The following is a 17,157-nucleotide window of genomic DNA, read 5'->3' as shown; positions in this document are numbered from 1 at the left end:
CCTCATCACTTACTCTCAGAAGATCCTGGGCCATACCCCTGGAGCCTAGCGGTGTGCGCCGGGTGTTCCCGAATGTGTCGCTGCACTCCTACCTACCAACCCAGGAGCCTCAGGATGCCTAGGCTATGGACGACCCGCCTGCGCCACGGGCTGCTGCTGGCCTTGTTACTGCTCACTAGCGCCTGTGAGGCGGAGCCTCGGCGCTACGACTTTACCGTACAGCCATTCGGTGGACCAAGAGGATGGCCAGTTTGGGTAGAAGAGTTGACCTTCGATGACACCTGGCGCTCTCCTGCTGGCAATCTCAGCGTCGGTTTCGAGTATTCCCCCCCACGCAGCGGATCGTATATCCACCTGGCGCATCCGGTGACCGCTCCCTCCTCGGTACAGGCGCGCTGGTTTTCCTACCGCACTCAGACCTTCTATGAGATCGACCTGGCACTGCCGGACACAAATGCCCTGCTGCAGCAGTGGTACCGGGACTATCCGCTGCCCGATTACCTCCATTATCTTATGGTTGGCTTCTCCGGTAGGGGGGAAGCCAAAGTCTGGTGGCGGGCTCGCTGCCGCGCCTGCGGCGGGGATCGCAGCCGGGATTTCCATGCGCCAATCGTGGAGTCGGCCTGGGCCGAGGAGGCAGAGGGGGATCCGGGGCGGTATCGCAATCGTACCCAGGAGTACGTCAACGAGAGTGTAATCCCTTCGCCGTGGTGATTGACTTGGCTACCTCGCACCGCCAGAGCGCTTGGCCAACACCCCGGAGCCCAGCGGCGTGCGCCGGGTGTTCCCCAATGTGTCGCTGCACTCCTACCTGCCGACTCAAGAGCCGCAGGGTGCCTAGTCAATGGGTGACTCGCCTACGCCCAAGCGCTGCTGCTGGCACGGCTTCTATATTGTCCCCCGCCTTTCCTTGCTTGATTCATTTGGCTCGTGCTTCGTCACGTCTCGACAGGCTCTGCCGCTTCACGTGTCGGCCGGCGCTGCCACAGCACCAGCATGCACGGCGTCAGCAGTAGCGTCAGCCCGGTGGCAAACACCAGCCCACCGGCAATGGCGCTGGAGAGCTGGGTCCACCACTGAGTGGAGGGGGCGCCGATACCCAGGCTTGGGGCAAACAGGTTGACGTTGATTTCCAGCACCATTGGCATCAGGCCAAGCACGGTGGTGATGGCGGTGAGCAGTACCGGACGCAGACGCAGGCCGCCAGCCTCGAGAGCGGCATCGTATGGCGCCTGCCCCGCCTGGCGCAGCTCGTTGTAGGTGTCGATCAACACGATGTTGTTGTTCACCACGATCCCGGCCAGGGCAATGATCCCCATGCCCACCATGACGATGCCGAACGGTTGCCCGTTGATCAGCAGGCCCATCAGTACCCCGGCGGTGGAGAATACGATGGCCGAGAGCACCAGCAGTGCCTGGTAGAGGCTGTTGAACTGGGTGACGAGGATCAGCAGCATCAGCCCTATGGCGACGAAGAAGGCGGTAATCAGGAAGCGGCTGGCTTCCTCCTGGTCTTCCTGCTCACCGGCGACGTTGACCCGCACGCCTTCCGGCGGCTGACCCAGTGCCGCCAGCAGGGCGCGTAAGCGCTCGTCGGGTTGGTAGCCTGAAGCCACGTCCGCCTCTACGGTAATGGCACGCTGGCCGTCGATACGGTGCAGCGTGCCCACCCGTGGCGCCGGCTCCAGGCTGGCGAAGTGGGAAATCGGCACCTGACCGCGGGAAGTGTTGAGTGTCAGCCGGTCCAACTGGTCGATGTGACGCCATGAGGGGGGAAAGCGTACGCGAATGTCGACTTCGTCCGGAGCGTGAGCGGGACGATAGGTGGCCACCTGCAGGCCATTGGTGACTAGCTGCACGGCGCTGCCCACCGCGGCCACGTCGGCCCCCAGGCGCGCGGCGGCGGCGCGGTCCACGTTGAGCCTCCATTCGACCCCAGGCAGGCTGCGATTGTCCTCGATGTCGCGGAAACCGCCGAGTCGTGCCATCTCCTGGCGAATGGCCTCGACCGCCGCTTCGCTGTCGCTAGCTTCCTGGGCGCTGACTTCCAACACGATGGGCTTGCCGGCACCCGGCCCCATGTCCTGCTCGCGGAACTCCAGCACCACGCCGGGCAGGTCGGCGGTACGTTCGGCCATCTCGTTCATGATCACCCGGGCCGGGCGGCGCTCCTGCCAGTCGATCAACTGGAACTGCACCGTACCGATCACGTCGCTGCCGATCTGTTCGTTAGGGATGGCATAGGAGCGGGCATAGAGCGCCTGCACCTCGCTCATACCGGCCAGGCGCGATTCTACCCGGCGCACGATGGCGTCCTTTTCCAATGCGGAGAAATCGCCCCGGGAGCGGATCATCACCTGGGCGTTCTCCGGCTCGACCTCGGGGAAGAACTCCACGCCATGATTGAATCGGCCATAGCCGACGAAGATCAGCGCCATCAGCAGCAGGGCGATCGCAAGCGTCATGCCGGGATGGGCCAGCAGCCGTGCCAGCGTGGCGCGATACAGGCGGCCTCCGGCGGTGACCAGCTCGTCGCTGCGGCTGGCTCTGCCGGCACGCACGCTGAATACGCCGCCGAGGGTGGGCAGGAAGATCAGTGCCATGGCCAGCGAGGCGAGCAGACACAGGATTACCGTGGCGGGCAGATACTTCATGAACTCGCCCACCACACCGGGCCAGAACAGCAGCGGGAAGAATACCGCCAGGGTGGTGGCGGTGGCGGCGATCACCGGCCAGCTCATACGGGTGGCGGCGTTGACCCAGGCCTGGCGCGGTGGCTGGCCTTCGCGCAGGTGGCGGTCGGCCAGCTCGCTCACCACGATGGCGCCGTCCACCAGCATGCCGGCGACTAAAATGAGGGCGAACAGCACCACGATGTTGAGGGTGTAGCCGATCGCCCAGATCAGCAGGATGCCGGTGAGGAAGGCGCCGGGGATGGTGAGCCCCACCATCAGCGCCGAGCGTACGCCCATCGCTGCCAGGATCACGATCAACACCAGCACCACGGCGGTGACCACGTTGTTGAGCAGCTCCGAGAGCATCTGCTCGACGGTGACCGACTGATCCATGATCGTGGTGATGGAAAGTTCGTCGGGCAGCAGCGGGGCGGCTTCGGCGAGAATGTTGCGTACGCCCTCGATGGTGGCGATCAGGTTGGCCCCGTCACGCTTGGAGATCTCCAGGACCAGCGCCGGTTCGTCGTCGATGCGGGCGAAGCCCTCGGGATCCTTGAAGGTGGGGTGGATCCAGCCCACGTCGGCGAAGGTCACCACCCGGTCGCCATCCACCTTCACCGGCATGCTGAGCACGTCATCGAGGGACTCGATGATACCGGGCACCTTCACCGGCGTACGGCCGGCGCCGGTATCCAGGCTGCCGGCCGCCACCAGGCGGTTGTTGCGGGTGACCAGGTTGAACAGGGTGTCGAAATCCACACCGTAGCTGTCGAGTACCAGCGGATCGATGACGATCTCCATCAGTTCCTCGCGTTCGCCGCCGATCTCGACCTCGAGCACCTCGGGTACGCCTTCGAAGGCATCCTGCAACTGGCGGGCGATGGCCAGCCGTCGGGTCTCCTCGATCGGTCCCGAGAGGCCGAGGGTCAGCACCGGGAACAATCCGACGTTGACCTCGAAGACGCGCGGCTCCTCGGCTTCCTCGGGCAGCGAGGCGTTGGCGATGTCGACGCGCTCGCGCACGTCGGCCAGTGCCTGGCGCGGGTCGAAGCCGGCGTCGAATTCGAGGGTGACGGCGGCATGCCCTTCGCTGGACTGGGCGGTCATCTTGCGCACCCCTTCGATGGTGCGCAGCTCCTGCTCCATGGGGCGCACCAACAGCCGCTCGCCGTCCTCGGGGCTCACGCCCTCCAATGCCAGCGAGACGTAGATGATGGGGATGGGAACGTCCGGATTGGCTTCCTTGGGCACCGCCTGCCAGGCGGCGAGGCCCGCCACCAGCAGGGCGAACAGCAGCAATAGCGTGGTACGCGACCGATCCAGGGCGGCCTCGATCAGGGTGCGCATGGTCAGGGCGACTCCCGGTGCTCAACGCTCGTGCCGTCGCCGTTCGCGGCCGGCATCGCGATGACGCGATTGCCGGGGGCGACGAAGCCCGCACCCAGGGTAATCAGCCGGATCGTCTCGGGCAGGCCGGCGACATGGGCCTGGGTGGCGTCGGCGGCGACCAGCTCGATCGGGGTACTCACCACGCGATCCTCCTCATCCAGGTGCTTCACGCGCAGCCGGCCCTGCTCGTCCAGTTCGAGCAGGGCGGGAGAAAGGCGATGCACCTCGCGCTCGGGCAGGGTGATCGCCAGGGTGGCGCTGGCGCCGGCCAGACGACGTCGCTCCGGGTTGTCGAATTCGGCTTCGATATAGAAGGAGCGCGTAGACTCATCGGCGCGGCTGGCCACGTGGGTCAACTCCCCGCTCAGGCGGCTGCCGTCTAGCAGGCGCACTTCGGCGGGCAGACCGGGTCTCAGGTCGTGCGCATCGCGCTGGGCCACCCAGGCACTTGCCTTCAGGCGTCGATCGTCCACCAGGCGGGCGTAGGGATCTCCAACCTGAAGCACTTCACCCAGCTCCACGTAGAGGCGGTCGAGTACACCGTCGAAAGGCGCCGCGGGACGGGTTTCGTCGAGCGACTGACGCAGCTCGGCGACTTCCGCCGCTGCCACGCTGAGGCTGCTTTGCAGGCGCAGCAGTTCGGGCTGGGAGATCAGATCGCGGCGACGCAGGTCGTTGGCTCCGGCTAGCTCGGCTCGGGCCAGCTCGAGCTGGTTCTCGGCGCGCTCGAGCTGTGCCTCCAGGGCGTCGCGCGAGAGTGCCAGCAGGGGAGCGCCGGCCTCCACCGAGGCGCCCTGGGTCACGGGCAGACCGGTGACCCGGCCAGCATAACGGGTGCGCAGCTCCACTTCACGGATGGCTTCCAACTGGCCCTGCACCACCCGCTGCGGCAGGTAGGGAGTGGCCGTGCTGGCGTGGTATTCGACCCGGGGCAGGCTCTCTTCGGCCGGTGTCTCCTCAGGCGGTGCCTGCTGCTGGAAGCGCTGGAAGTCGCCGAGGGCCAACCATAGCAGTAGTGCCAGCAGCACCAGGGCAGCAAGCAGGGCGGAAATGGGGGACGTCTCGACATGGGGCCTTCCCTGGGTAAATGCCTGCATTAGCATATTTAGGCACAGCATGATAGCGCATGTGCCGAAGGGTAGCAGTCGCCTCGCGCAGTCATTGTGCAGAGTTTCCACTAACCAGAGGTCGGATTGAGTTTTGTGCAGTGCAGGCATACCATCTTGGCGGTCCGGATTTCGGCCGGGGCGGATCCGCATCCGTCAGGCTCATCTTCAGGAAATGCTGGACAAATTAGCGAGCGAGATGAAGCGCAAGGCGCACGGAGCACAAGAACCGGAGCATATGGGGTATATGTGAGGATTCTGAGCACCGCGCAACGAGGCGATTCGCTCGCGCAGACATTTGTGCAGCGTTTCCCTCAGGCGGCTCAACCGAAGGAGCAAAAATGAAAGATCCCGTACGTATTGCCATTACCGGCGGTGCTGGCCAGATCAGCTACTCCCTTATCTTCCGTATCGCGGCAGGCGACATGCTGGGCCCTGATCAGCCCGTGATTCTCCAGCTGCTCGAGATTCCGCAGGCGATGGACGCCCTGAACGGCGTGGTAATGGAAGTGAACGACTGCGCCTTCCCGCTGGTGCAGGACATCGTCGCCACCGACGATCCCAACGTCGCCTTCAAGGACGCCGATTTTGCCCTGCTGGTCGGTGCCCGTCCGCGCGGCCCGGGCATGGAGCGCAAGGACCTGCTGGAAGCCAACGCCGCGATCTTCTCCGTGCAGGGCAAGGCGCTGAACGACAACGCCAGCCGCAACGTGCGCGTGCTGGTGGTGGGCAACCCGGCCAACACCAACGCGCTGATCGCTTCCTGCAACGCGCCCGATCTGAACCCGCGTCAGTTCACCGCGATGACCCGCCTTGACCACAACCGTGCGTTGACCCAACTGGCTCAGAAGACCGGCAAGCGCGTTACCGACGTCGACAGCATGATCATCTGGGGCAACCACAGCGCTACCCAGTATCCCGACCTGGCCCACACCAAGGTAGCCGGCAAGCCGGCCTTCGACCTGGTCGAGCGCGACTGGTACGAGAACGACTTCATCCCCACCGTGCAGCAGCGCGGCGCGGCGATCATCAAGGCGCGCGGTGCCTCTTCCGCTGCATCCGCCGCTTCTTCCGCCATCGATCACATGCGCGACTGGGCGCTGGGTACCGATCAGGTGGTGAGCATGGCGATCCCGTCCGACGGCAGCTACGGCATCGCTGAGGGCATCATCTACTCCTACCCGGTGCGCTGCCAGAACGGCGACTACGAGATCGTGCAGGGTCTCGAGATCGATGAGTTCAGCCGTGCCAAGATGAAGGCCACTGAAGACGAATTGCGCGAAGAGCGCGCCGCCGTCGAGCATCTGCTGGGCTAAGCGTGTAAGAAATAAGAAGTAAGAGCCAAGAAAAACCCCGAAGGTCTCAGGCCTTCGGGGTTTTTGTCTTTCGTCTTCGCTCTTCCAGGCGCGAAGCGCCGTTCTTACGACTCATGAACTGGCGAAGCCGCTCAGCCCCGCAGGCTCATGATGCGCCAGCCGCGCTTTTCGGCTTCCTCGCGCAGGGTGGGGTCAGGGTCCACCGCTACCGGATGCTCCACCAGTTCCAGCAGCGGCAGGTCGTTGTGCGAGTCGCTGTAGAACCAGGCGTCGTCCAGGGTCAGGTCCTTGTCCGCCAGCCACTCCTCCAGGCGCTTCACCTTGCCTTCGCGGTAGCTCGGCGTACCGCTCACTTGGCCGGTGTAGCGGCCATCGCGGACTTCCGGTTCCACGGCAATCAGGTGGTCCACGCCCAGCCGCTCGGCAATCGGGCCGGTAATGAAGCGGTTGGTGGCGGTGACGATCAGCAGGGTGTCGCCACGGCTGCGATGGCGTGCCAGCAGTTCCTCGCCCTTGGGCAGGATGCTGGGCTCGATCTTGCTGGCCATGAACTGCTGATGCCAGGCGGCGAGCTGCTCGGGACTATTGTCGGCGAGCGGCTTGAGGGCCACGGCCAGAAAGGCGTGGATGTCCAGCGTGCCTGCCTCGTAGTCGGCCATGAAGCGGTCGTTGGCTTCACGATAGGCCTCGGCATCCACGGCGCCCTGCTCGAGCAGGAACTCGCCCCAGGCGTGATCGCTGTCGATGGAGAGCAGAGTATTGTCCAGATCGAAGATGGCCAGACTCACGGCTTACCCCTTGCGATGTGGTGAGTTGTGATTGGTGAGACGTGCTGCGTTGCACGAAAGCTGGCGATTATGTCAGACAACACCCACGCTGCTAAGCCCCGTCGCGCTTTTTCTCGCGTCGGGCTCCGGCGGGTGTGAGCCTACTCCCTGATCGTTGTATTGATGCGCTTTGCGCCCTTGTGGAAGAATGCTCTTAATGACGATTTTCACAAGGTGACGTCCGTGATCGACGCTGACGGCTTTCGCCCCAACGTTGGCATCATCATCGCCAACGCCAGGGGGCAACTGCTTTGGGCGCGTCGGGTAGGACAGAATGCGTGGCAGTTTCCCCAGGGAGGCATCAAGTCAACCGAAACACCGCAACAGGCGCTCTATCGTGAGCTGGAAGAGGAAATCGGCCTGACCGCCGATGACGTCGAGCTACTGGCCTGTACTCGGGATGGCTGCGTTATCGCCTGCCACGACGCATGGTGCGCATGAATTCCAGGCCGGTCTGTATCGGCCAGAAGCAGAAGTGGTTCCTGCTGCGCATTCGCTGTCAGGAGAACCGCATTTGCATGGACGGTTCGGAAAAGCCCGAATTCGATAACTGGCGCTGGGTCAGCTACTGGTATCCGCTGGGCCAGGTGGTGCCGTTCAAGCGCGAGGTGTACCGCCGCGCGCTGAGCGAGCTTTCCCCGCGCGCGCAGCGGCTGGCGCTCGAGGGCCGCTGATCTGACACAATAACGGTTGGGCACGACACGAGGGGCAACGCAGGGCCCCGATAGGCAGCCCACTCTCCCCGAGTGGCTCTCGAGTGGCGATGCTTGGTCTTGACTCCTCTGCCAGGCGAGGGATGACAACAATGGAAAGCAAGACGCCGATGCTGGAGGTGCTGCGCCGGGTCATACAAGAGGTCAACGGTGCCCGTAACCTCGATGCGGCGCTGGCGACCATGGTGCGCCGTATCCGCAAGGCCATGCATACCGACGTGTGCTCCTTCTATCTCTACGATAGCGAGATCCAGGAGCTCGTGTTGATGGAAACCATCGGCCTGCACAGCCAGGCGGTGGGGCACGTGAGCCTGCGGGTGGGAGAGGGACTGGTCGGCCTGGTGGCCGAGCGCGAGGAGCCGCTCAATCTCGAGGATGCCCCCGCGCATCCCCGCTTCCGCTACTTCGAGGCTACCGGCGAGGAGCGCTATTCCAGCTTTCTCGGCGTACCGATCATTCACCAGCGCCGCATGCTCGGCGTCCTCGTCGTGCAGCAGGCCGAGAAGCGCCGCTACGACGAGGAAGACGAAGCCTTCCTCATCACCATGGGGGCGCAACTCGCCGGGGTGCTGGCCCATGCGCTGGCCACCGGTAGCCTCAGCCGTCCCACCTTGCCGGGCGGCCAGGCGCTGTTCACCGGCGTGGCTGCTTCGCCCGGAATGGCCATCGGCGAAGTAGTGGTGGTGGCGCCGCTGGCCGACCTGGACAGCGTGCCCGACCTGATTCCCACCGATGTCGAATACGAAATCGTGCGCCTCAAGGAGGCCATCGAGCGCGTGCGCGAGGAGATTCGCGCCGCGGGCGAGCGTCTGGCCAATCGTATCTCGGCCCAGGAGCTGGCGCTGTTCGAAGTCTATCAGCAGATGCTCAGCGAAGCGGCGCTCTCCCAGGAGGTGGAGAAACGCATTCGCGAGGGGCAGTGGGCGCCCGGGGCCCTGGCCGACGTGGTGCGCCGCCATGTGCAGTACCTGGAGCGGGTCGACGACGACTACCTGCGCGAACGGGCCGCCGACGTGCGTGACCTGGGTCGGCGCGTGCTCGCCCACCTGCAGGAGGAAACGCCGCAGGTGCCCGACACCTTCCCCGAGAGCACCATTCTGGTCGGCGACGAGATCAGCGTCGCCATGCTGGGCGAGGTCCCGCGGGAGCGGCTTGCCGGCCTGGTCTCGGCCCGCGGTTCGAGCACGTCCCACGTGGCGATCGTCGCGCGGGCCATGGGTGTGCCCACCGTGCTGGGCATGGTCGACCTACCGCTGCCGCGCCTCTCCGGCGCCGAGGTGGTGCTCGACGGCCATCGTGGACGCCTGTTCGTGCGGCCCTCGGAGGAACTCAAGACCCGTTACCGCAGCCTGATCGCCGAAGAGGCCGCGCTGATCGAAGTGCTCGAGCACGAGCAAGACCTGCCCAGCGAGACGCCTGACGGCCATGTCATGCCGCTGATGGTCAATACCGGGCTTGCCATCGATACCACGGTGTCGCTCAAGAAGCGCATCAGCGGCGTGGGGCTGTACCGTACCGAAGTGCCGTTCATGGTCGCCGAGCGCTTTCCCGGCGAGCAGGAGCAGGCGCGCCTCTATCGCGATCAGTTGGAGAGCTTCGCTCCGCTGCCGGTGGTCATGCGCACCCTCGATATCGGCGGCGATAAGGACCTGCCCTATTTTCCCATTGATGAGGCCAACCCCTTCCTCGGCTGGCGCGGCATTCGTGTCACCCTCGATCACCCGGAAGTGCTGATGGTGCAACTGCGCGCCATGCTGCGGGCCTCCCAGGGCCTCGACAACATGCAGATCCTGCTGCCAATGGTGACCAACGTCGACGAGGTCGACGATGCGCTGCGCTTGCTCGACCGAGCCATTCGCGAGCTGGGCGAGGAGGGTATCGTGTCGCCGCGGCCCAAAGTCGGCGTGATGCTGGAAGTGCCGGCCACGCTCTACCAACTGGATGCCCTGGCCGAGCGCGCCGATTTCTTCTCCGTCGGCAGCAACGACCTGACTCAATACCTGCTGGCGGTGGACCGCAACAACCCTCGCGTAGCGAGCCTCTACGACGCCTGCCACCCTGCCGTACTGTGTGCCATGGCGCGCCTGGCCGAAGAGTCGGCGCGGCTGAAGAAGCCGATCTCGGTGTGCGGCGAGCTGGCCGGCGACCCGGCCGGGGCGCTGCTGCTGATGGGCATGGGCTTCGACTCGCTCTCCATGAACGCCCCCAGCCTGCCACGAGTGCGGGCAGCGATCCGCCGGGTATCGCTCGACGCCGCCAAGACCCTGGTGCGCGAAACCCTGGCATTGAACACGCCCTCTGCGGTGCGCAGCCATCTGTTCGCACGATTGAGCGAGTGGCAGCTGGCGCACCTGCTGCCGCCGCGGGACTGACGCTACCCCATGTGTCTCATTGCTTTCGACTATCGCCCGGGCACGGCCGTGCCGCTGCGGCTGGTGGCGAACCGGGACGAATTCCACCAGCGCCCCACGTCTGAGCTGGGAGTCTGGCAGGATGCTCCCGACATCGTTGGGGGCGCGATCTCGAGGCCGGTGGCAGCTGGCTGGCGGTGCATCGCCGTGGCCGCGTGGCTGCGGTTACCAACGTGCGCGATCCGGCAATCAGGGTTATGTCTGGCTCGCCGAGCCGAGGGCTCCTGGTGCGTGAGGCGCTGGAGTGTCCCGACTTGCCGGCGTGGCTGACGGAGCTGGCCGAGGGCAGAGGCTGGCGCTACGCCGGCTTCAATCTCCTGGTGGGCGAAGGCCGGAGGCTCTGGCACCTCCACCGTGGTCGGGAGCGGTTGCTGCTCACGGAGGTCACGCCCGGTATTCATGGCCTCTCGAATGCCAGCCTCGATACTCCCTGGCCCAAGTTGATCGCAGCCCGCCAGGGGCTGGCGACGGCGCTGCGCCGCCGCTGGCCGGAGGATGCCGTGGCAGCGATGTCGGAGACGAGCCCGGCCGATGACACGCACCTGCCGGATACCGGAGTCGGGCTCGAGCTGGAACGGCGCCTGTCGCCGCCCTTCATCGTCGGCGAACAGTACGGTACCCGCGCCACGACCTGGCTTGCCTGGGATGCCGAGGCGGGCGTCATCGAGCTGGAGGAGCATCGCTATGGCCCCGAGGGAGTGGCGCAGGGCCGCAGCCGGGAGCGCATTGCGCTATCTTGCGCGCACTTGGACACCTCGTACTGCCCATGACAGCCGAGACCCGGCGACGTAAACTCACTGCACCAACGCTTGGCACAGGGATGCGAATACCCGTGGGAACACGCAAGGACCGCTTCTGGTCGCACCTGATCTGGCCGCTGCTGTGGCCGCTGTTGCTGGTCCAGGCGGCCTTGGTACTGCTCTGTTTGCTGGTGGGGGGCGTGCTGTGGGTGGCCACGCCCGACCCGACCTCCTGGGCTGAATCCGCCTGGCTGCTGTTGGCCCTGCTGGTAGGCACCGCGCTGACGGTGTCGGCCTTCCTGCTGCAGCTGCGCCACCGTATGCACGAGTGCGAGAACCAGATCGAGTCGCGGTTGGGTCGTGTCGAGCGCCTGCTGCAGGAGAGCGAGCAACTGCTGCCGCGCTGGCTCGGGGGGGCGCTCAGGCATTGGAGCATGATGGGGCGGTCATGGAGCGGCTGGAGCGGCTGCACGATGGCATGGTCGAGCTGCAAGGGCGACTGGAACTGGTGCCCAGCCTCGATGGTCTGCTGATGGCCAGCCTGCGCCCGGTCCTGCTGCTCTATCGCGGGCGAATCGTGGGCGCCAACCTGGCCATGGAGCAGCTCCTCGGCGAAAGCCAGGAACAGCTGGAGGGGCAGGACCCCGCAGCCCGGCTGATCGCCACCGAAGCGGCGGGAAACCGCCCGGCCGAGGTGCAGGTGCTGGATGGCGAGGGCCGTTGGCGACATCTCCAGGTGGAATGGCTGGATGCCGCTCCCTATCAACTGCTGATCTTCGAGCGTGCCAGCGCGCAGGAGCTTGGCGATCTTCTGGCCGCTCGTGAGCGTGCCCGGGAGGATTCACGGCTCAAATCGCGCTACCTGACCCTATTGCAGCGCGAGCTGGAGCCGCTGCTCTCCGAGCTGACCGAAGAAATGCGGGGGGGCGACGACCGCATCGCTCCCCAGCGCCATGCTCACCTGAGAGAGCGAATCGCCGATCTCATGCTGCTGATGAGCAGCCTGGCGGGGGAGCAGAAAGGAGAGGCGCTGCGCAAGATGCGCCTGCCTTCCCGCCAGGCCGGGCCGCTACGTGTGCTGGTGGTGGACGATGGTCCGGTCAATCGCATGCTGGCCAGCCAGGTGCTGGAAACCCAGGGGTTGCGCGTCGACAGCGTCGCCAGCGGCGCGGAGGCGCTGGAGCTGCAGCAGCGTCATGCCTACGACATGGTGCTGATGGACATTTTCATGCCTGGCATGGACGGCGTGGAAGCCGCCCGGCACTGGCGCGAGCAGGAAGCGCAGCGGCCCGAGATCAGTCGCAGCATCCTGGTGGCCCTGACGGCCAATGCCACGGAAAAGGACCGTCGACGCTTTCACGACGTTGGCATGGACGACTACCTGGCCAAGCCCTATGCACCACGGGAGCTGGTCGAGCTGTTGCAGCGCTGGCGCCCCGATGCCTTTGAGGAAGCGCCGGCCCAATGACCTTCCTGTTCACGCTTCTCGGCTTCCTGGGGCTGGGGGCGGCCGCCGGTATCATGGCTGGGCTGTTTGGCATCGGTGGCGGATTGATCATCGTACCGGCCCTGGTGTTTGCCTTTGGTGTGCAGGGCGTGGACGCCGCTATCGCCATGCACCTGGCGGTAGGTACCTCGCTGGCCACCATCGTCGTGACCGGAGCCTCGTCGGCCTGGGCGCACTACCAGCGTGGTAGCGTTCGACGTGAGTGGTTTCTGCTGCTGTTCCCCGGGTTGGTGCTGGGGGCGGTGATCGGCGTGTTCGTGGCCGGGGCGCTGTCGGGCGGGTTGCTGGGCACCCTGTTTGGTATTTTCGTGGTTCTGGTGGCGCTCAGGATGGCCCTGGGGCTCGGTCCCAAGGTAGGTCGTGCGGCGCCAGGTCGGTTGGGCATGGGAGTGGCCGGGGGCGTCATCGGCTCGGTGTCGGCGCTGTTCGGCATCGGCGGGGGAACCCTCAGCGTGCCCTGGCTCTCCCGCTGCGGTGCCAGCATGACCCAGGCGGTGGGGACTTCCGCTGCCTGCGGCCTGCCCATCGCCCTGTGCGGTACCCTGACCTTCATCGTGGTGGGCTGGGGGCACCCGGCGCTGCCGACAGGCGCCACCGGTTTCGTGATGTGGCCGGCCTTCCTCGGCATCGTGCTGGCCAGCGTGCCGTTCGCCAGGCTGGGCGTACGCCTGGCCCACGTGCTTTCCGCTCGCGTGCTGCGGCTCTCCTTCGCCGCGCTGTTGCTTATCGTCGGACTCCGCTTCCTGTTTTGAGGTTGACATGAACTATCCCGATATCGACCCAGTGGCCATTTCGCTCGGCCCCTTCCAGGTCCACTGGTACGGCCTGATGTATGTCGTCGGATTCATCGGCGCCTGGTGGCTGGGCCGGTTGCGGGCCGAGCGTTTCGGCCTCACCCGGGACGACGTCGGCGACCTGCTGTTCTATGTCGCCATCGGCGTGGTGGTGGGAGGCCGCCTGGGCTACGCGCTGTTCTATGGCATGGGCCAGTGGGCCGCCGATCCGCTGTGGGTATTTCGCGTCTGGGATGGCGGCATGAGCTTCCACGGCGGGTTGATCGGCGTGCTGCTGGCGGCGCTGTGGTTCGCGCGCAAGAAGGGCATGGCCTTCTTCACCCTGACCGACTTCTTCGCGCCCATGGTGCCGATCGGCCTGGGGGCGGGGCGCATCGGCAATTTCATCAATCGTGAGCTGCCTGGACGGGTCACCGAACTGCCTTGGGGCATGCCGTTTCCCGGCATGGGGCCGGAGCCTCGCCATCCCACCTCGCTCTACGAGGCCTTTCTCGAGGGCCTGGTCCTGTTCGTCGTGCTGTGGTGGGTCTCGGCCAGGCCGCGCCGGCGCGGCCTGGTGTCCGGCCTGTTCCTGCTGCTCTACGGTGCCTTCCGCTTCACGGTGGAGTTCTTCCGCCTGCCGGATGCCCATATTGGGTACCTGGCCTTCGACTGGTTCACCATGGGCATGCTGCTGACGCTGCCGATGATCCTCTTCGGTTGCGTGCTGATCGTCTGGTCGCGGCGCCAGCCGGTGGATGCGGCGACTGTCACGAAGTGATACGAGCCGGGATGGGACGGGAGCGTAAGAGAAAGGTAAACTCTCAACCCGACTGATCATTTCACCCAGAGTTCGCCAACGATGTCTGACGACAACGCCCAGACCGCGCTCGCCAGGTCTCCTCACGAACCGCCCGCGCTCGAGCAGCCTTATCTGGACCTGATGCGCCAGGTGCTCGACCGGGGCGTGGAGCGCACCGACCGCACCGGGGTCGGCACGCGCTCGATCTTCGGCCATCAGATGCGCTTCGACCTCTCCCGCGGCTTCCCGCTGGTGACCACCAAGAAGCTGCACCTGCGCTCGATCATCCACGAGCTGCTGTGGTTCCTGCGCGGCGACACCAACATTGCCTATCTCAAGGAGCATGGGGTCAGCATCTGGGACGAATGGGCCGACGAGCAGGGCGATCTCGGTCCCGTCTACGGCTACCAGTGGCGCAGCTGGCCCGACCCCCGCGGCGGTCATGTCGACCAGATTGCCAAGCTGCTGGAGCAGATCCGCACCAACCCGCGTTCGCGGCGGCTGATCGTCTCCGCCTGGAACCCGGCGCTGGTCGACGAGATGGCGCTGCCGCCGTGCCACTGCCTGTTCCAGTTCTACGTCGCCGAGGGGCGGCTCTCCTGCCAGCTTTACCAGCGCAGCGCCGACATTTTCCTCGGCGTACCGTTCAACATCGCCAGCTACGCACTGCTGACGCAGATGGTCGCCCAGGTTTCGGGGCTCGAGCCCGGCGACTTCGTCCACACCCTGGGCGACGCGCATCTCTACCTCAACCATCTCGAGCAGGCCGAGCTGCAGCTGTCGCGCACACCGCGCCCGGCGCCCCGGCTGGTGCTCGATCCCGGTGTCGAATCGCTGTTCGACTTCCGCTTCGAGCACATCGCCATCGAAGGCTACGACCCCCATCCCCATATCAAGGCCGAGGTAGCGGTATGACGGACGAGACCCTGGTGCCGGTAGCGATGATCGCCGCCGTGGCGCGCAACGGCGTGATCGGTATCGACAACAAGCTGCCCTGGCACTTGCCCGAGGACCTCAAGTTCTTCAAGCGCATGACCCAGGCCAAACCGCTGATCATGGGGCGCAAGACCTTTGCCTCCATCGGCCGGCCGCTGCCGGGGCGGCTCAATATCGTGGTGACCCGGGACGAAAGCTTCCAGCACGATGGTGTGCGGGTTTGTCATGATCTCGAATCGGCGCTGTTCCTGGCCGACCAGCAGGCTACCATCGACGCGGCCGAGGAGATCGTGGTAATGGGAGGGGGCGAGATCTACGCCCAGGCGCTGCCCCATGCCAGCCGCATCTACCTGACCGAGGTGGAGGTCGAGGTGGAAGGCGACGCCCGCTTTCCCGAGCTGGACCAGCGCGAATGGGAAGAGGTACAGCGGGTACCGGGCTCGCCCAAGCCCGGGCAGCCGGACTACAGCTTCGTCGAGTACCGGCGCCGGGCCGAATGAGCCGGAGGGTTTGTCAGCGCCTCGCTTGTGGCACACACTAGGCGGAAGCATGTGGGGGGCAACGCGGCGATTCGCTCGCGCGGACATGTGTGCAGCGTTTTTCCGGGAGGATGCCGGTTTGATCGAAGAGCGTTCACTACATTTATTCAGCGCCCTCGAGGCACGTGCCACCGATGCGCTCGACGAGCTGCGCCTGTGTCGCGCGAAGCTGCAGGAGCTGGAGACCCGGCTTGCCGATGCCGAGGCGGCGCGGCAGGAACTGGAAGCCTCCCGTCTCGAGTTGATGGAGGAAAACCGCGAGCTCGACGAGCAGAACCGCGAGCTCGAGGAAGACAATACCCGCCTGCGCGAACGGCTGCGCAAGGGCGAGCCGGCGCCCGTCTTTCCCGGCGCGGCGCGGCGTGCTCAAGGGCTCGCCGCGCTGATGGGGCAGCGCCCGCGCGAGGATGCGCCACAAGAGGATAGCGCGGGCGAGCCCCCGGCGCCGGGCAGCGAGGAGCGTGGGCAGGTAGAGCCGCCGGTCGGTACGTCGCAGTCGCAGGGCGGGGTGGGGGCGATGCGCAGCCCATTCGCCGCCTCATCGCGGCAGGCGGCAGAGCCCGCTGGCCAGCCCCAGATGCGCCATGCGCCGCAAGACAAGCCAGAACAACAAGCGCAAGTGAGCCCGGCAGGGCACGACGAGCGCCAGGGGCGGCTTGCCATCGAGCAGGCGCCTTCAGCCGATGCGCTGTTGAAACAGTGGTACCAGCGCTATCCCAAGACCTTCTTCAAAGGCCATACCCGACCGCTCAAGGTGGGCATCCATCACGATCTCGCGGCCCGCGAGCCCTGGCCCGAAAAGTTGGTGCGTCGCGCCCTGGCGGGCTACGTCAACCTGCCGCGCTACCTCAAGGCCGTGCGCGAGGGAGCTGAGCGCATCGACCTCGACGGCCAGCCCGCCGGCAGCGTCGATACCCAGGCCGCCGAGCACGCCAAGCGCAAGCTGGAGCGGCTGCAGGACGAACGCCGCGAGCGCGGCCGCGTGGCTGGCGCCACGCCCAAGCGCGACGGCAAGGGTGACGGCAAAGCCCGGCGCGGGAGGCGGATCGATACCCAGCCGCGCCAGACCGAGCAGGGCACTCGCCCCCGGCCCGTGGCGCCAAGCCCTCCACTACCGCCACCCAGGCCGACCCCGAGGCGCGCCTGGAGGCCAAGCTCTCCGCCTTGCTGGCCAAGCACAACGGCCAAGCCAAGGGGCATTGAGCGTTCGTAGACGCGTGCATGAAACGAAGCGTTAAACCCTACCCTTGCCACTCGTCCATCAGCGGGGCATGATGTGCGGGCTCATCGCTGCCAGGCAAACTTTACTGCCATTGCCTGCGGCATGCGGCCCTGGTGGGAGCGCCCGGACCGCATTAGCAGGGAAAAGTTCCGTCGGGGGAGCGGGCGTCGAAGGAAAACAGTGTTTTTTCTTATTGCGTTC

The 17,157-nt window shown here is 65.8% G+C and carries 13 protein-coding genes and 2 pseudogenes; 12 read left to right on the top strand and 3 right to left on the bottom strand.

Features of this window, described 5'->3' with window-relative positions; translation table 11 throughout:
- Window positions 1-114: 114 nt before the first annotated feature.
- Entirely contained in the window at window positions 115-714 is a 600-nt protein-coding gene (locus EKK97_RS17035) for a DUF2931 family protein (protein WP_159553673.1), read from the top strand.
- A 224-nt stretch (window positions 715-938) separates the two neighbouring features.
- Here EKK97_RS17035 and EKK97_RS17030 read toward each other — a convergent pair whose 3' ends face one another.
- Together EKK97_RS17030 and EKK97_RS17025 are read right to left on the bottom strand one after the other, a co-directional pair.
- Window positions 939-4,022 carry an efflux RND transporter permease subunit gene (locus EKK97_RS17030; protein ID WP_159553671.1) on the bottom strand — a complete coding sequence of 1,028 codons (3,084 nt, stop codon included), beginning with the start codon at window positions 4,020-4,022 and terminating at the stop codon, window positions 939-941.
- Between the two features lie 2 nt (window positions 4,023-4,024).
- On the bottom strand, window positions 4,025-5,182 hold the full coding sequence (locus tag EKK97_RS17025; RefSeq protein ID WP_340162891.1) for an efflux RND transporter periplasmic adaptor subunit: 1,158 nt from the start codon (window positions 5,180-5,182) through the stop codon (window positions 4,025-4,027).
- A 329-nt stretch (window positions 5,183-5,511) separates the two neighbouring features.
- On the opposite strand from EKK97_RS17025, the gene EKK97_RS17020 reads away from it, so the two are divergent.
- A complete protein-coding gene (locus EKK97_RS17020) occupies window positions 5,512-6,486 on the top strand; it encodes a malate dehydrogenase (protein ID WP_159553669.1) in 975 nt (324 codons plus the stop codon).
- A gap of 131 nt (window positions 6,487-6,617) precedes the next feature.
- Here the strand turns inward: EKK97_RS17020 and EKK97_RS17015 are convergent, their stop codons facing one another.
- A complete protein-coding gene (locus EKK97_RS17015) occupies window positions 6,618-7,274 on the bottom strand; it encodes a histidinol-phosphatase (RefSeq protein ID WP_159553667.1) in 657 nt (218 codons plus the stop codon).
- Window positions 7,275-7,496: 222 nt separating this feature from the next.
- Between EKK97_RS17015 and EKK97_RS17010 the strand changes: the two are divergent.
- The 10 genes and pseudogenes from EKK97_RS17010 (at window position 7,497) to EKK97_RS16965 (ending at window position 16,947) form a co-directional block, all read left to right on the top strand.
- Window positions 7,497-7,987 (top strand): annotated as a pseudogene (locus EKK97_RS17010) (RNA pyrophosphohydrolase).
- 149 nt (window positions 7,988-8,136) lie between these two features.
- Window positions 8,137-10,398, top strand: coding sequence for a phosphoenolpyruvate--protein phosphotransferase (gene ptsP / locus EKK97_RS17005; protein ID WP_159555836.1), 2,262 nt, complete (start codon window positions 8,137-8,139; stop codon window positions 10,396-10,398).
- Window positions 10,399-10,407: 9 nt separating this feature from the next.
- Window positions 10,408-11,207 (top strand): annotated as a pseudogene (locus EKK97_RS17000) (NRDE family protein).
- Between the two features lie 62 nt (window positions 11,208-11,269).
- Window positions 11,270-11,710 (top strand): hypothetical protein, encoded by a 441-nt coding sequence (locus tag EKK97_RS16995; RefSeq protein ID WP_159553665.1) that lies wholly within the window; start codon window positions 11,270-11,272, stop codon window positions 11,708-11,710.
- Window positions 11,626-12,645 carry a response regulator gene (locus EKK97_RS16990; protein ID WP_159553663.1) on the top strand — a complete coding sequence of 340 codons (1,020 nt, stop codon included), beginning with the start codon at window positions 11,626-11,628 and terminating at the stop codon, window positions 12,643-12,645. Before EKK97_RS16995 ends, EKK97_RS16990 begins: the two co-directional genes overlap by 85 nt.
- Window positions 12,642-13,436, top strand: a complete 795-nt coding sequence (locus tag EKK97_RS16985; protein ID WP_159553661.1) for a sulfite exporter TauE/SafE family protein — start codon at window positions 12,642-12,644, stop codon at window positions 13,434-13,436. Before EKK97_RS16990 ends, EKK97_RS16985 begins: the two co-directional genes overlap by 4 nt.
- Window positions 13,437-13,443: 7 nt before the next feature.
- The gene (lgt, locus tag EKK97_RS16980; protein ID WP_159553659.1) at window positions 13,444-14,238 is read left to right on the top strand and encodes a prolipoprotein diacylglyceryl transferase; all 795 of its coding nucleotides are present in this window, start codon (window positions 13,444-13,446) and stop codon (window positions 14,236-14,238) included.
- An 81-nt stretch (window positions 14,239-14,319) separates the two neighbouring features.
- Window positions 14,320-15,174, top strand: a complete 855-nt coding sequence (locus EKK97_RS16975) for a thymidylate synthase (protein ID WP_159553657.1) — start codon at window positions 14,320-14,322, stop codon at window positions 15,172-15,174.
- A complete protein-coding gene (locus EKK97_RS16970) occupies window positions 15,171-15,695 on the top strand; it encodes a dihydrofolate reductase (RefSeq protein ID WP_159553655.1) in 525 nt (174 codons plus the stop codon). Before EKK97_RS16975 ends, EKK97_RS16970 begins: the two co-directional genes overlap by 4 nt.
- Before the next feature lie 118 nt (window positions 15,696-15,813).
- Window positions 15,814-16,947 (top strand): ProQ/FINO family protein, encoded by a 1,134-nt coding sequence (locus tag EKK97_RS16965; protein ID WP_236551265.1) that lies wholly within the window; start codon window positions 15,814-15,816, stop codon window positions 16,945-16,947.
- Window positions 16,948-17,157 lie beyond the last annotated feature (210 nt).

This window comes from Billgrantia tianxiuensis (assembly GCF_009834345.1).
Classification (GTDB): Bacteria; Pseudomonadota; Gammaproteobacteria; order Pseudomonadales; family Halomonadaceae; genus Halomonas; species Halomonas tianxiuensis.
This window is presented reverse-complemented; position numbering and strand designations above follow the sequence as displayed.

Bases quoted from the DNA above. Each gene is read 5' to 3' on its own strand.
- EKK97_RS17030 (WP_159553671.1), bottom strand. From the start codon at position 4,022: ATGCGCACCCTGATCGAGGCCGCCCTGGATCGGTCGCGTACCACGCTA.
- ptsP (WP_159555836.1), top strand. From the start codon at position 8,137: ATGCTGGAGGTGCTGCGCCGGGTCATACAAGAGGTCAACGGTGCCCGT.
- EKK97_RS16985 (WP_159553661.1), top strand. From the start codon at position 12,642: ATGACCTTCCTGTTCACGCTTCTCGGCTTCCTGGGGCTGGGGGCGGCC.
- EKK97_RS17035 (WP_159553673.1), top strand. From the start codon at position 115: ATGCCTAGGCTATGGACGACCCGCCTGCGCCACGGGCTGCTGCTGGCC.
- lgt (WP_159553659.1), top strand. From the start codon at position 13,444: ATGAACTATCCCGATATCGACCCAGTGGCCATTTCGCTCGGCCCCTTC.
- EKK97_RS16990 (WP_159553663.1), top strand. From the start codon at position 11,626: ATGGAGCGGCTGGAGCGGCTGCACGATGGCATGGTCGAGCTGCAAGGG.
- EKK97_RS16975 (WP_159553657.1), top strand. From the start codon at position 14,320: ATGTCTGACGACAACGCCCAGACCGCGCTCGCCAGGTCTCCTCACGAA.
- EKK97_RS17025 (WP_340162891.1), bottom strand. From the start codon at position 5,182: ATGCTGTGCCTAAATATGCTAATGCAGGCATTTACCCAGGGAAGGCCC.
- EKK97_RS16970 (WP_159553655.1), top strand. From the start codon at position 15,171: ATGACGGACGAGACCCTGGTGCCGGTAGCGATGATCGCCGCCGTGGCG.
- EKK97_RS17020 (WP_159553669.1), top strand. From the start codon at position 5,512: ATGAAAGATCCCGTACGTATTGCCATTACCGGCGGTGCTGGCCAGATC.